Raw genomic sequence first — 13,443 nt, forward strand, 5'->3', positions numbered from 1 at the left:
GCTGATCTTGCCGAGGCACCCATGGACCTGGACCTGACATTGGAAGACACCCGCTGGGGCGACTTGTCGCCGCTGGCGGGACGGGCCGTCGCGGCGGTGCTCGACCATCTGGGAATCGCCGCGGACATGTGTGAAGTGAGCCTGCTGGCCTGCGATGACGTGCGGATTGCCGAGCTGAACGCGGCCTTTCGCGGCAAGGCCACGCCAACGAATGTTCTCAGCTGGCCTTCGGCCGAGCTGGCATCGGCCAGTGATGGTGGTACGCCTGTGCTCCCAGAGCCCGATTTCACCGGCGAAATCGCGCTGGGCGACATCGCGATTTCCTACGATACCTGCGCCAGAGAGGCGGAAGCGGTGGGAAAGGGAATGCGGGATCACGTGACCCATCTTGTCGTACATGGTATGCTGCACCTTCTGGGCTATGATCATGTCCGTGACGCCGATGCCACTCTTATGGAGGGGCTTGAGATCGAGATACTTGGCAAACTGGGTCTGGATAACCCATATAATGAGTTTGCGGGACCAGATGGACCGCGGGATTTGGAACAGGAATAATGGACGGCATAGAAGGCAGTTCTAGCGCAGCGCATCGCGCGCAGAGTGAAAACGACAGCGACCGGACCGGCGAAAGGGCAGGATTGCTCGGCCGGATCATGGGGGCCCTGTCTCCGGGGGAGCCACCCGAGGAATCACCACCAAACGGAACCGGCCTGCCTGCTGCGCAGCTGCCCGGGATGATCAACCTGCGGAGGTTGCGAGTCGAGGATGTCGCCATCCCCACAGCCGAGATCGTGTCGGTCCCCGGCTCGATCGCCCGAGAGGAACTGGTTAGGGTCTTCCGCGAAAGCGGGCTGACCCGGCTGCCGGTTTACGAAGGCACGCTCGACACTCCGCAGGGCTTTGTGCATCTCAAGGATTTTGCCCTGACCCACGGGTTCAACGGTAATTCCGCCGCGTTCGAGCTGACCTCGATGCTTCGCCCGATGCTCTATGTTCCGCCGTCGATGCCGCTGGGCGTGCTGCTGGCCAAGATGCAGGCCGACCGCTGCCATATCGCGCTGGTGATCGATGAGTATGGCGGTGTTGATGGACTTTTGACCATCGAGGACCTGCTGGAGCAGGTTGTGGGCGAGATCGAGGATGAACACGATCCCGGCGAGGATCAGACTTGGTTCAAGGTCAAGCCGGGCTGCTACATTGCGCAGGCCCGGACCCCGCTGGATGAGTTCGAGGCCGAGATCGGCCAATCGCTGACCCGTCACGAGGATGTCGACGAAGAAGAAATCGACACGCTGGGCGGGCTGGTCTTCATGCTGTCGGGACGTGTGCCCGCGCGGGGTGAGGTGGTGGTGCATCCCGATGGCCCGGAATTCGAAGTGATCGAGGCTGATCCCCGCCGCATCAAGCGTCTGCGCGTCATGCTTCCCGGCAACACTGGATGACCCAGCGGCTGCGCTGGTCTTTGCGGCCACGGCTGGTACTGACGGTCGTGCTTGGTGCGATCGCCGCCCTCGGGCTTGCACCCTACCATATCTGGCCCGCGACGCTGGGTGCGCTGATCTGTCTTCCGGTCCTTGCCTTGCAAGATTGTACGCGCAAACAGGCGGCGATGATCGGCTGGGCCTTTGGATTGGGCTATTTCGGTCTTGGTCTCGCGTGGATCGTCGAGCCGTTCCTGGTGGATGTCCCGCGCCATGGCTGGATGGCGCCTTTTGCGATGTTGCTGATGGCGGGGGGACTGGCGTTGTTCTGGGCTGCGGCATTCTGGGCTGCGGCGGGGTCGCGGTTGGGGCTCGTCGGGCGCAGCTGGTTGCTGGTCTTCAGCTGGTCACTGGCCGAGTTTGCGCGCGCCTATGTGCTGACCGGGTTTCCATGGGCTGCGTTTGCGCAGGTCTGGGTCGACACATCGCTGGCGCAATCGCTGGCCTATATCGGCCCTCAGGGACTGGCCATCGCCACGCTGGCGGCCACTCTGCCTCTGGCGGCGCTGCTGACTGGCACGGGAGGTGCCGCGCTGCGCCTGCTGAACGCCGCACCTGCGCTTGGCCTGCTGGCACTGGCGTCGTATTTCAGCGCCGGACCACCCCCCGCCACGCTGACCGACAAGACCGTGCGGCTGGTCCAACCCAACGCACCGCAGCACCTCAAATGGGATCCGGAACACGTTCCGCGTTTCTTCCGGCGTCAGATCGAGTTCACCGCCGCAGCACCCAGCCCCGACCTGATCGTCTGGCCGGAAACCGCCGTGCCCACCTGGCTCGACGAGGCCGAGAGCGTGTTCCAAACCATCAGTGACGCCGCAACCGGAGTGCCCGTGGTTCTGGGCATTCGCCGCTATGACGCGAGCCACATCTATAACTCGGCCATCTATCTGGATGGCAACGGAGATCTGAGTGGCGTCTATGACAAGCACCATCTGGTGCCTTTTGGTGAATATGTTCCGCTTGGCGATCTGCTGGCGCGGGTCGGCATTCACGGCTTTGCCGCAAATGCGGGGCAGGGGTTCAGCGCCGGTCCCGGACCTGAACTGCTTTCGCTGGGCCCGGTCGGGGCAGCCCTGCCGCTGATCTGCTACGAGGCGGTGTTCCCGCAGGATGTCGGCGGTACCTCCGCGCGTCCGGACATGCTGCTGCAACTGACCAATGATGCGTGGTTCGGATCTTGGTCCGGCCCCTATCAGCATCTCGCCCAGGCTAAGATGCGGGCGATCGAGCAGGGCCTGCCCATGGTGCGCGTGGCCAATACGGGCATCTCGGCCATGATCGATCCTCATGGCAGAACAATTGCCGAGATACCTCTCGGCGTAGACGGATATATCGATGCAGACCTGCCAGCGCCGCGCGCGCCGACATTCTACGCGCAAAGCGGCGATCTACCGGCGCTTGTGTTTGCTCTCCTTGGCCTGGGGAGCATGATCATCCTGCCCCGCAGGCGCGTAGGCTGATTTTACGATTGACCCGCGCCGGGACCGAGCGTATCCGGGTCCGAGCCCACCACAACGGCTTCCTGGCGTGGTGGGGCAACATTTAATGGAGCACTTATATGTCCCGTCAGAATTACACGTTTACTTCGGAATCCGTCTCCGAGGGCCATCCCGACAAGGTCTGTGACCGGATCTCGGATGCGGTGCTCGATGCGTTTCTGAGTGAAGAGCCCGAAGCGCGCGTTGCCGCTGAAACCTTTGCCACAACCAACCGCGTCGTGATCGGCGGCGAGGTCGGGTTGTCGGATCAAGACAAGCTGCACGAATACATGGGCAAGATCGACCAAATCGCCCGCGACTGCATTCGCGACATCGGCTATGAGCAGGACAAGTTCCACTGGAACACCTGCGAGATCACCAATCTGCTGCACGAACAATCCGCCCATATCGCACAGGGCGTGGATGCCTCCGACAACAAGGACGAGGGCGCGGGCGATCAGGGCATCATGTTCGGTTACGCCACCACCGAAACCCCAGCTCTGATGCCAGCCCCGATCCAGTATTCGCATGCGATCCTGCGGCGGCTGGCCGAGGTGCGCAAGAACGGCACCGAACCCGCACTTGGCCCGGACGCCAAGTCGCAGCTTTCGGTTGTCTATCGCGATGGAAAGCCGGTGGGCGTCAGTTCGATCGTGTTGTCGACCCAGCATCTGGACGAGGCGCTGACATCCGATGATATCCGCCTCATGGTAGAGCCCTACATTCGCGATTCGCTGCCCGATGGCTGGCTGAGCCCCGAGACCGAGTGGCACGTGAACCCCACCGGCAAGTTCGTCATTGGCGGCCCGGATGGCGATGCTGGCCTGACCGGGCGCAAGATCATCGTGGACACCTATGGTGGCGCCGCCCCGCATGGCGGCGGCGCGTTTTCCGGCAAGGATCCGACCAAGGTGGACCGCTCGGCGGCTTATGCAGCGCGCTACCTGGCCAAGAATGTGGTTGCAGCGGGCATGGCGGATCGCTGCACGATCCAGCTCAGCTATGCAATCGGTGTTTCACGGCCGCTGTCGATCTATGCGGATACCCACGGCACTGGTCTGTTGCCCGACGCGCAGATCGAAAAGGCGGTGGATCAGATCATGGATCTGACCCCGCGCGGCATCCGCTCGCATCTGGACTTGAACAAGCCGATTTATCAACGCACCGCCGCATATGGCCATTTCGGCCGCGAGCCGAGCGCGGATGGCGGGTTCAGCTGGGAACGCACCGATCTGGCGGAGGCACTTAAGCGCGCGGCCTGATCGGTCTTAAGCGATTCCGGATAGGCGGCCATGGGGTCGCCTTTCGTTTTTTTAGCCCGGTATTGCAGCGCGCCGCGCAAGCCTTTATGGGCCTCGCCATGAGCACACAGACGCCCTCCCGCCCGCACAGAAACTTCTATGGCCGTCTCAAGGGTAAGACCCTCAAGCAGAGCCAGAAGGCCTATCTGGACGAAGACCTGGCCGCGCTGTCGCCCGGCGCGGTGGATTGGGACGCCAACCCCGAACGCACCCCGCTGGATACTGAGGCGCGCTTTGGCGGCAAACCGGTCTGGCTGGAGGTCGGGTTTGGCGGTGGCGAGCATATGGTGCATCAGGCCGCGACCAACCCAGATGTGGGTATCATCGGGGCCGAGCCGTATATCAACGGCGTGGCGATGTTACTGGGCAAGATCCGGCGCGCGGGCGTCAGCAATCTGGCGGTGTATCCCGGCGATGCGCGCGACCTGATGGATGTGCTGCCCGAGGCATCGATCTCTCGCGCCTTCCTGCTTTATCCCGATCCCTGGCCCAAAAAGCGCCACCACCGCCGCCGCTTCGTGACCCAGGAACACCTTGAGCCGCTGGCACGGGTCCTGAAGCCGCGCGCGATCTTTCGGGTGGCGACCGATATTCCCGACTATGTACGCCAGACACTGGAAGAGGTGCCGCGCGCGGGGTTTGAATGGTTGGCCGAAGACCCGACGCACTGGCGCGCGCCGTGGGGTGATTGGCTGTCGACCCGGTATGAGCAAAAAGCCCTGCGTGAAGGCCGGGTGCCGCACTACCTGACATTCCGCCGCGCGGATTAGGTGTCGTTCAGCTTGGGGAATACACGGCCCTTGGCGAACCATGCAGTCCCGAAGGCCCACAAAGCGATGGTTTCAAACACGAAAGTCAGGTTGATACTGTTCCAGTCCTTCAGGAAGTTCTCACCACCGAGGAAACCAACTGCACCCAGCACGAGGACGCAGAACAGGATCGTCAGACCGCAGATCGCATAGAGCACGTTGCGCCGCTGTTTTGACGGAATGAGTCGATTATTTACTTCGTGGCGTTCCGGCACCACGCGGCGCAGTACGAACATGCAGTAAAGGCCGAGATAGATGAACAGGGTACCTGCCGCGTAAGCGTGCAGATCGGGGGCTTTGGCGAACAAAATGAATAGGTCCGCCCCCTCAGGGTTCGGGATGCTGGGCGGTGTGGCCTGCTGGATCGTGGCAAACACCCGCGACAGAAAACTAGCGGGCATTTCACATCCCGAACCGCTGGTGGGAAAGATCGCGACGAAACAGGCACCGATCCCGGCGATGAAGGATCCCAGATCCTCCAGCCAGTGCTCGCCCGTATAGGCGATCAGAAAGCCGCCGATGAAAATCAGAAGGCCGACAAAGATCGCCCCGAGAAACTGTGCATAGTAGAAGTGGCTGATGCTGTCGCGAAAGCAGCTGCCGCCAAAGATAGCCCCGGCGGCCAGAACGACCGGCAGGCCAAAGGCGACCAGCCCAACAAGAAAAGCGAGCCTTTTCTGAATGGTGCTGTCGGTCTCATTCGGGTTCTTTGGTTGAAAATAGGTCGTGGTGCCTTTTGCCAACACAGAGGGCGCCTGTGCCATGATACACTCCTGCAAATAGATTAATGTACTGAAACGTTGTTTGTATGAATGGCGCAATCATAGCGCATTTTCGCGGTTTTACCCACTGCAAGCTGTGGCATTTCCGTTCCGGCCCGCTCGGAGACGCCATTGATGCTGGACCACCGGAAGCCAATTCGCTAATCGGCCTGTGACTGATAGCGCAAAAGGAACCCCCATGTCCGGACACGGCACGCCCATCCCGATGACATCGCATCCCTGCGGACCGCTGTCCGGCACCGCCGAGGTGCCCGGCGACAAGTCGATCTCGCACCGTTCGCTGATCCTGGGAGCATTGTCCGTGGGCGAGACCCGGATCACCGGGTTGTTGGAAGGTGACGACGTTCTGGACACGGCCAAGGCGATGCGCGCCTTCGGGGCCGAGGTCACCGATCACGGTGGCGGCGAATGGTCGGTGCATGGCGTCGGTGTCGGTGGTTTTGCCGAACCCGATCAGGTGGTCGATTGCGGCAATTCCGGCACCGGTGTGCGTTTGATCATGGGGGCGATGGCGACCTGCCCGATCTCGGTGACTTTCACCGGGGATGCCAGCCTCAACGGTCGCCCGATGGCGCGGGTCACCGACCCGCTGGCGCTATTCGGAACACAGGCGGTGGGGCGCGCGGGCGGGCGCTTGCCGATGACGCTGGTGGGTGCTGCTGATCCGATCCCGGTCCGTTACGAGGTGCCGGTGCCCTCAGCACAGGTGAAATCCGCCGTGCTGCTGGCCGGTCTGAACGCGCCCGGTCAGACCGTGGTGATCGAACAGGAAGCAACCCGCGATCATACCGAGCGGATGCTGGCAGGCTTCGGGGCAGAGATCACGGTCGAAGAGACCGACGAGGGTCGGGTGATCACGCTCACCGGGCGGCCGGAGTTGAAACCGCAGGTCATCGCAGTCCCGCGCGACCCGTCCAGCGCGGCCTTTCCGGTCTGCGCGGCGCTCATCACGCCGGGCTCGGACGTGCTGGTGCCGGGTATCGGGCTGAACCACACCCGTGCGGGCCTCTTTACCACACTGCGCGAGATGGGTGCGAACCTGACCTATGAGAACGAGCGTGTCGAAGGCGGCGAGCCGGTTGCCGATCTGCGCGCGAAATACTCGCCTGATATGAAGGGGATCGAGGTGCCGTCCGAACGCGCCGCCTCGATGATCGATGAATACCCGGTGCTGTCGGTCGTGGCGGCAAATGCTACAGGCACCACGATGATGGTTGGCGTCAAGGAATTGCGGGTCAAGGAAAGCGACCGAATTGATGCAATGGCGCGCGGGCTGCGCGCCAATGGGATGACAGTCGAGGAAGGCGAGGACTGGTGGTCGGTCGAAGGGCTGGGCATCGGGCAGGTTCCGGGCGGCGGCACTTGTGAGACCTTTCTGGATCACCGCATCGCCATGTCCTTCATGGTTATGGGGATGGGAGCGAAAGCCCCGGTCACCATCGACAGCGGCGGCCCCATCGCTACGTCGTTTCCGATTTTCGAGCCACTGATGGCGGGTCTGGGCGCAGGCCTGACACGCAACAACAGCTGAGCGGCGTGATGGCCTTTACCATAGCGATTGACGGGCCGGCGGCGGCGGGGAAGGGGACGCTGTCCAAGGGGGTAGCCGCGCATTTCGGCTTCGGGCATCTCGATACCGGTCTGCTCTACCGCGCGGTGGGGCGACGGATGCTGTCTGGCGAGGACCCGATTGAAGCTGCCCGTGGCCTGATGCCCGAGGACCTTGACCGTCCCGACCTGCGCTCACCCGACGTGGCGCAGGCGGCTTCGAAAGTGGCGGTGATCGGTGAGGTGCGCGCCGCTCTGGTGGATTTCCAGCGCGCCTTTGCCCGCCGGGCCGGGGGCGCGGTATTGGACGGGCGCGACATCGGTACGGTGATCTGCCCCGATGCCGAGGCCAAGCTATTCGTGACCGCCAGCGCCGAGGTGAGGGCTGAACGCCGCTATATGGAACTGACCGGCAAGGGCCAGATCGTGACTCTCGATCAGGTCTTGGCTGATGTGCAGGCGCGCGATGAACGCGACATGAACCGCTCGGAAGCGCCGCTGAAACCCGCCGGGGATGCGGTGATGATTGACACCTCCAAGCTCGATATCGATACCGCGCTGGGCGTGGCCATTGCCGCGATCGAAGCGAAGATGCCCGCGTAGACCTAAGCGCAAGCGTCACAAATCTCACCAAGCTGTGTTTCGCCAGCCCGGGCTACGATGCCTAGGTTGGGATCAGGCCAGAGGAGAGATTGCCGATGCTACGCTATATCCTGCCATTGATCCTGTGTGCGTCGCTGGCCAGTGCCCAGGACGCCCCGAACCCTGAACCCGCCATGACCTATGAGCGGTTGGGCCGGATCATCTTTGCGCTTGACCCTGAGGCGCAGCCAAGCGGGCCAGGATTTCAGTTCGTGATTGACGGCATGCCGGTGCTGGTCGTGACCGATGCGCAGGCCGACCGGATGCGGGCCATGGTACCGATCCGCAGCGCTGGCGAACTGACCTCCGAGGACCTGACGCGCATGATGCAGGCCAATTTCGATTCCGCGCTGGACGCGCGCTATGCCATCGCAAATGGCACGCTCTGGGCGGCCTTCATTCATCCGCTGTCACCGCTCGAGAAGAATCAGTTTATCTCGGGCCTTGGCCAAACCGTGAACGTTGCCCGAACCTATGGCACGCTCTATTCCGGTGGCGCGGTGCAATTTGGCGGCGGCGATAGCGGCAATCTGCAGCGGCAGTTGATCGACGAGTTGCTGAAGAAGGGGGAGGAGATCTAAACTTGCCCTTCCAACACTCGTCATTCAGGCAGGCAATATCGCTGCGCGATCACCGAGGATGTAGCGGGCAAGGTCGATATAGTCGAAGATCAGCGAAATGCTTACCGTCAGAATGATGGCCCGGATGATCCGGACCGGAAGGGTGGGCATCCCCAATCGTGCCTGCTGCCGGTACAGGTAGAAGACAATCGGCGTCCAGAAGATGATGTGCCCCAGCCCCATCAGCCTCACATAGCCCAGTTGCGAGAAAATCCCGATCACGCCAATGGCAGCCAGAACACTGCAGCCCAGGGTGGCGGCCCCGGCAATGCGGCTCTGTCGCCAAATGAGCAAAACGCAGGGCAATACGAACGCGCCGACCAGCAACACGTTCAGCCAGATTTGAACCGCCATCGGTTGCTGCACGACCATCAGGTTGAATTCATCGAAATTTATGGCGGAACTCCTTGGGGTCAACCAACTCAACGGGGTGGCATTCTTGTGTGCAGCGTCTTTGCGTCGTCACACGCGCGCGCTCAAGATCCAGTTGGCAGGTTCAAACCAATGTGAACATGCGTGGGCCTCTATTCTGCCGATAGCAGCACGGCAGTGGGCTTTCCACTTGCGAGAACCCGTCCAAGCCGCTATAGAGCGCGCGTCGACAAGGCGGTTCAAGCCATAGAATAATGAGACGGGCAGGGTCGGGAACACCGGCCCTCTTTGTTTTCTGGCGTGATTTGACCGTCTGACCAACCTGTTCCGCCATAGGCGGGCCTGAAACAAGACCGGCGGAGACAACCGCTCGGCCAGATAAAGTGAAACGTAAAGGAATAAACTGCCACATGGCTAACGCATCCATGGAGGAATTCGAAGCCCTCCTTAATGAAAGCTTCGAAATGGACACGCCCGAAGAAGGGACCGTTGTCAAAGGCAAGGTGATCGCGATCGAAGCGGGCCAAGCCATCATCGACGTAGGCTACAAAATGGAAGGCCGCGTCGAGCTGAAAGAATTCGCAAATCCCGGCGAAGCCCCTGAAATCGCTGTTGGCGACGAGGTCGAAGTCTACCTGCGCGCCGCCGAAAACGCCCGTGGCGAAGCCGTCATCTCGCGCGAGATGGCCCGCCGTGAAGAGGCATGGGACCGTCTGGAAAAAGCATACGCCGACGACCAGCGCGTCGAAGGTGCAATTTTCGGCCGCGTCAAAGGTGGCTTCACCGTCGATCTGGGTGGCGCTGTTGCGTTCCTGCCCGGCTCGCAGGTTGACGTGCGCCCCGTGCGCGACGCTGGTCCGCTGATGGGTCTGAAGCAGCCGTTCCAGATCCTGAAAATGGACCGCCGCCGGGGCAACATTGTTGTGTCGCGCCGCGCCATTCTGGAAGAATCGCGTGCCGAACAGCGCGCCGAAGTGATCGGCAACCTGACCGAAGGCCAGGCGGTCGACGGTGTGGTCAAGAACATCACCGAATACGGTGCGTTCGTGGATCTGGGCGGTGTCGACGGCTTGTTGCACGTCACCGACATGGCATGGCGTCGGGTCAACCACCCGAACGAGATCCTGAACATCGGCGAAACCGTCAAGGTTCAGGTCATCAAGATCAACAAGGAAACCCACCGCATCAGCCTCGGCATGAAGCAGCTGCAGGAAGATCCGTGGGATCTGGTTGGCGCTAAGTATCCGCTGTCGTCTGTCCACAAGGGCCGCGTCACTAACATCACCGATTACGGTGCATTTGTTGAGCTGGAGCCGGGCGTCGAAGGTCTGGTTCACGTGTCCGAAATGTCCTGGACCAAGAAGAACGTCCACCCCGGCAAGATCGTTTCGACCAGCCAGGAAGTCGACGTCATGGTTCTGGAGATCGACGGCGCCAAGCGCCGGGTATCGCTGGGCCTCAAGCAGACCATGCGTAACCCGTGGGAAGTGTTTGCAGAAACCCACCCCGAGGGCACCGAAGTCGAAGGCGAAGTCAAGAACATCACCGAATTCGGTCTGTTCGTTGGCCTGGAAGGCGACATCGACGGCATGGTTCACCTGTCCGACCTGTCCTGGGACGAGCGTGGCGAGGATGCCATCCAGAACTATCGCAAGGGCGACGTTGTTCAGGCGGTTGTCTCGGAAGTTGACGTCGAGAAAGAGCGCATCTCGCTCTCGATCAAGGCACTGGGCGGCGACAAGTTCGCCGAAGCGGTTGGCGGCGTGAAGCGCGGCTCGATCGTGACCGTGAACGTGACCGCGATCGAAGATGGCGGCATCGAGGTGGAATACGAAGGCATGAAATCCTTCATCCGCCGTTCGGATCTGTCGCGTGACCGCGCCGAACAACGCCCCGAGCGTTTCTCTGTTGGTGACAAGGTTGACGTGCGTGTAACCAATGTCGACAGCAAAACCCGCCGACTGGGTCTGTCGATCAAAGCTCGCGAGATCGCAGAAGAGAAAGAAGCCGTGCAGCAGTATGGCTCCTCGGACTCCGGCGCATCGCTCGGCGACATTCTGGGTGCAGCGCTGAAATCCGGCGACGACTGATCGAACGTCTTTTGAAGACCTTGAGGCCCTGCGGAGACATCCGCAGGGCCTTTTTCGTTTCTTGGCAGATCATGCTAGGCTGGCAATCATCATCTGCGGGGTGAGACATGTCTTTTGATCTGGCAATGGCTCTGGCGGCGGCGACGCTTGTGCTGGTTGCGATACCGGGACCGAATGTCGCGTTCATCGTGGCAAATACCATCGCACATGGTTTTCGCTTTGGGGCTGCGACGGTGCTGGGCACTACATTGGGCATTCTGCTGCAGCTCTGCTTGGTCGTGATCGGCCTCAGCGCAGTGCTGCAGCTGGCCGCGGATGCGTTGTTTTGGATCAAGTGGGCTGGGGTGGCCTATCTTCTGTTCCTGGGCATTCAGGCCTTGCGGTGTGGCTTTGATCCGATGCCCGCCGCGCGGGCCACCGACCGGCCCATCGCCGCCGTGTTCTGGCAGGGTCTGTTTCTGGCAGTGATCAATCCCAAGACGCTTTTGTTCAGCGCAGCCTTTCTGCCGCAGTTTGTCAGCCCGCAGGCGGGCGGGCAGGGTCTGGCGCTGGCCGCGGGCATCTATCTGATCGTGATTTTCATCGGCGATCTGGCCTGGGTCGCGATGGCGCAATCCGCGCGCCGGTCGGTTCTGCGGTTGGGGCAATGGCGGCATCGTTTGACCGGGAGCTTTTTTATTGTGGCGGGCCTCGGTCTGGCGGTTGCGCGTTCCGATCCCTGAGCCGGAAATGCCCCTACGGCTTTGCCTTGCGAATCAAGGGCTTCGGCCCGACCTCCTCTGGCGTGTATTTCTGCGATGCGGCGTGAGCCAAAATGGGTCAAATGCGCGGGTCAAGGCGAATTCTTTGGCCGGGGGGCATGAAATACCCGATTTTGCCCGTGACTTTACGTTCCACACAAGCGTGATTTTTCATATACTTGCCGGTACGTCCACAAGAACCGCCACGCCGCCTTGGGAGGGGTAGAACCTATGATCCGTTCGGAATTGATCCAGAAGATTGCTGACGAGAACCCGCATCTCTACCAACGCGATGTTGAGCGGATCGTGAACACGGTTTTTGACGAAGTCACCGATGCCATGTCGCGTGGCGACCGGGTTGAGTTGCGCGGGTTCGGCGCGTTTTCGGTAAAACAACGGGACGCGCGGATTGGTCGCAATCCCAGGACCGGCGAAACAGTGCATGTGGAACAAAAGCACGTGCCGTTTTTCAAGACCGGCAAGTTGCTCAGGGATCGACTAAACGGAAAAGCCTGACATGATGCGCTATATTCGCTACGCCTTTCTGGCCGCACTGATCATCGTACTGGTATCGGTGTCGCTGGCCAATCTCCAGATGGTGACCCTCAAGCTGATGCCGGATGCCCTGGCCGAGCTCGTCGGGTTCAACTATTCGCTGCCGCTGCCGGTCTTCATCGTCGTTCTTGGCGGGATCGCTGCGGGCCTGATCATCGGCTATATTCTGGAATGGCTGCGCGAGCACAAGCATCGCCGCGAGGCGGGCGAGAAATATCGCGAAGTGCGCAAGCTCGAACGCGAAGTGAACAAGCTCAAGAAACAGAAGAACGAAGGCAAAGACGAGGTTTTGGCCCTGCTGGAAGAGGGCAACTGATAGGCCATGGCCCCGAGTGTCGGCGTCAAGATCTGCGGTCTGAAACAGGCCGATCACGTGCATGCGGCGGCGCAGGCGGGCGCGCGCTATATAGGCCTGAATTTCTTTCCGAAATCGCCGCGATTTGTTGATCCGGAACAAGCACGATCGCTGGCTGAGGCGGTGCCGATGGGGGTTGCCAAAGTGGCCGTTACGGTCAAGGCGACGGACGAAGAGCTTGATCGGATCACCGCAGCGGTACCACTTGACATGCTGCAGCTTCACGGCGGCGAAAGCGTCGAGCGTGTTTCCGACGTCAAGGCGCGTTATGGCCTGCCGGTGATAAAGGTGATTGGTGTCGCCGATGCGGGGGACTTTGAGCAGATCGACCTGTTCAGCGACGTGGCGGATCAGTTTCTGATCGAAGCCAAACCTCCGAAAGATGCCCCAATGCCAGGCGGCCTTGGCCTGCGCTTCGACTGGCGGTTGCTGGCAGGGCGGAAATACTGGCGCAAACCCTGGATGCTGGCCGGTGGCCTGACACCCGAAAACGTGCAAGAGGCCATTCGCATGACTGGTGCGACGCAGGTGGATGTCTCGTCCGGGGTCGAGACAAGCTCTGGCGTCAAGGACGTGGCCCTAATTCGGCAGTTTGTTACGGCGGCGACCGCGTAACCCGGAAATTGTTCTTTTGGGTAAAGCCGGGTCTATGGGGACGCCGCAGATT

General features: G+C 61.3%; 15 protein-coding genes and 1 riboswitch. Of the genes, 13 read left to right on the plus strand and 2 right to left on the minus strand.

The annotated features are described in order from the left end of the window. Positions 1–21 precede the first annotated feature (21 nt). The 5 genes from ybeY (at position 22) to trmB (ending at position 5,033) form a co-directional block, all read left to right on the plus strand. On the plus strand, positions 22–555 hold the full coding sequence (ybeY, locus tag AB1E33_RS16365; protein ID WP_372578345.1) for an rRNA maturation RNase YbeY: 534 nt from the start codon (positions 22–24) through the stop codon (positions 553–555). Continuing rightward, on the plus strand, positions 555–1,442 hold the full coding sequence (locus AB1E33_RS16370) for a transporter associated domain-containing protein (RefSeq protein WP_372578346.1): 888 nt from the start codon (positions 555–557) through the stop codon (positions 1,440–1,442). The genes ybeY and AB1E33_RS16370 overlap by 1 nt, the downstream gene beginning before the upstream one ends. Continuing rightward, positions 1,439–2,944, plus strand: coding sequence for an apolipoprotein N-acyltransferase (lnt, locus tag AB1E33_RS16375; protein ID WP_372578347.1), 1,506 nt, complete (start codon positions 1,439–1,441; stop codon positions 2,942–2,944). Before AB1E33_RS16370 ends, lnt begins: the two co-directional genes overlap by 4 nt. Before the next feature lie 43 nt (positions 2,945–2,987). Further along, a riboswitch (SAM-SAH riboswitch) is annotated at positions 2,988–3,037 on the plus strand. Between the two features lie 5 nt (positions 3,038–3,042). Further along, positions 3,043–4,224 (plus strand): methionine adenosyltransferase, encoded by a 1,182-nt coding sequence (gene metK, locus AB1E33_RS16380; protein ID WP_372578348.1) that lies wholly within the window; start codon positions 3,043–3,045, stop codon positions 4,222–4,224. Between the two features lie 98 nt (positions 4,225–4,322). Continuing rightward, positions 4,323–5,033 carry a tRNA (guanine(46)-N(7))-methyltransferase TrmB gene (gene trmB, locus AB1E33_RS16385; protein WP_372578349.1) on the plus strand — a complete coding sequence of 237 codons (711 nt, stop codon included), beginning with the start codon at positions 4,323–4,325 and terminating at the stop codon, positions 5,031–5,033. On the opposite strand, the gene AB1E33_RS16390 is transcribed toward trmB, so the two are convergent. Then, on the minus strand, positions 5,030–5,836 hold the full coding sequence (locus AB1E33_RS16390) for a hypothetical protein (RefSeq protein ID WP_372578350.1): 807 nt from the start codon (positions 5,834–5,836) through the stop codon (positions 5,030–5,032). The genes trmB and AB1E33_RS16390 overlap by 4 nt on opposite strands. Before the next feature lie 196 nt (positions 5,837–6,032). On the opposite strand from AB1E33_RS16390, the gene aroA reads away from it, so the two are divergent. The 3 genes from aroA to AB1E33_RS16405 all read left to right on the plus strand — a co-directional run bounded on the left by aroA (position 6,033) and on the right by AB1E33_RS16405 (position 8,625). After that, positions 6,033–7,385: a 3-phosphoshikimate 1-carboxyvinyltransferase gene (aroA, locus tag AB1E33_RS16395; protein WP_372578351.1), complete on the plus strand. Its 1,353-nt coding sequence runs from the start codon at positions 6,033–6,035 to the stop codon at positions 7,383–7,385. An 8-nt stretch (positions 7,386–7,393) separates the two neighbouring features. After that, the gene (locus tag AB1E33_RS16400; protein ID WP_372578352.1) at positions 7,394–8,005 is read left to right on the plus strand and encodes a (d)CMP kinase; all 612 of its coding nucleotides are present in this window, start codon (positions 7,394–7,396) and stop codon (positions 8,003–8,005) included. 95 nt (positions 8,006–8,100) lie between these two features. Further along, positions 8,101–8,625 (plus strand): hypothetical protein, encoded by a 525-nt coding sequence (locus AB1E33_RS16405; protein WP_372578353.1) that lies wholly within the window; start codon positions 8,101–8,103, stop codon positions 8,623–8,625. A 24-nt stretch (positions 8,626–8,649) separates the two neighbouring features. On the opposite strand, the gene AB1E33_RS16410 is transcribed toward AB1E33_RS16405, so the two are convergent. Next, positions 8,650–9,090 (minus strand): hypothetical protein, encoded by a 441-nt coding sequence (locus AB1E33_RS16410; RefSeq protein ID WP_372578354.1) that lies wholly within the window; start codon positions 9,088–9,090, stop codon positions 8,650–8,652. Between the two features lie 356 nt (positions 9,091–9,446). Between AB1E33_RS16410 and rpsA the strand changes: the two genes are divergently transcribed. From rpsA to AB1E33_RS16435, 5 genes are all read left to right on the plus strand, one after another. Continuing rightward, complete coding sequence (rpsA, locus tag AB1E33_RS16415) at positions 9,447–11,126, plus strand: 30S ribosomal protein S1 (RefSeq protein ID WP_372578355.1); 1,680 nt, start codon at positions 9,447–9,449, stop codon at positions 11,124–11,126. Between the two features lie 107 nt (positions 11,127–11,233). Further along, the gene (locus tag AB1E33_RS16420; protein ID WP_372578356.1) at positions 11,234–11,848 is read left to right on the plus strand and encodes a LysE family translocator; all 615 of its coding nucleotides are present in this window, start codon (positions 11,234–11,236) and stop codon (positions 11,846–11,848) included. A gap of 249 nt (positions 11,849–12,097) precedes the next feature. Further along, on the plus strand, positions 12,098–12,382 hold the full coding sequence (gene ihfB, locus AB1E33_RS16425; RefSeq protein ID WP_510762302.1) for an integration host factor subunit beta: 285 nt from the start codon (positions 12,098–12,100) through the stop codon (positions 12,380–12,382). A gap of 4 nt (positions 12,383–12,386) precedes the next feature. Further along, the gene (locus tag AB1E33_RS16430; protein WP_372578438.1) at positions 12,387–12,737 is read left to right on the plus strand and encodes a LapA family protein; all 351 of its coding nucleotides are present in this window, start codon (positions 12,387–12,389) and stop codon (positions 12,735–12,737) included. A gap of 6 nt (positions 12,738–12,743) precedes the next feature. Further along, positions 12,744–13,391, plus strand: a complete 648-nt coding sequence (locus tag AB1E33_RS16435; protein ID WP_372578358.1) for a phosphoribosylanthranilate isomerase — start codon at positions 12,744–12,746, stop codon at positions 13,389–13,391. Positions 13,392–13,443: the final 52 nt, after the last annotated feature.

Origin of the sequence: Ruegeria hyattellae (assembly GCF_041537925.1) — a bacterium.
Taxonomy (GTDB): Bacteria; Pseudomonadota; Alphaproteobacteria; order Rhodobacterales; family Rhodobacteraceae; genus Ruegeria_C.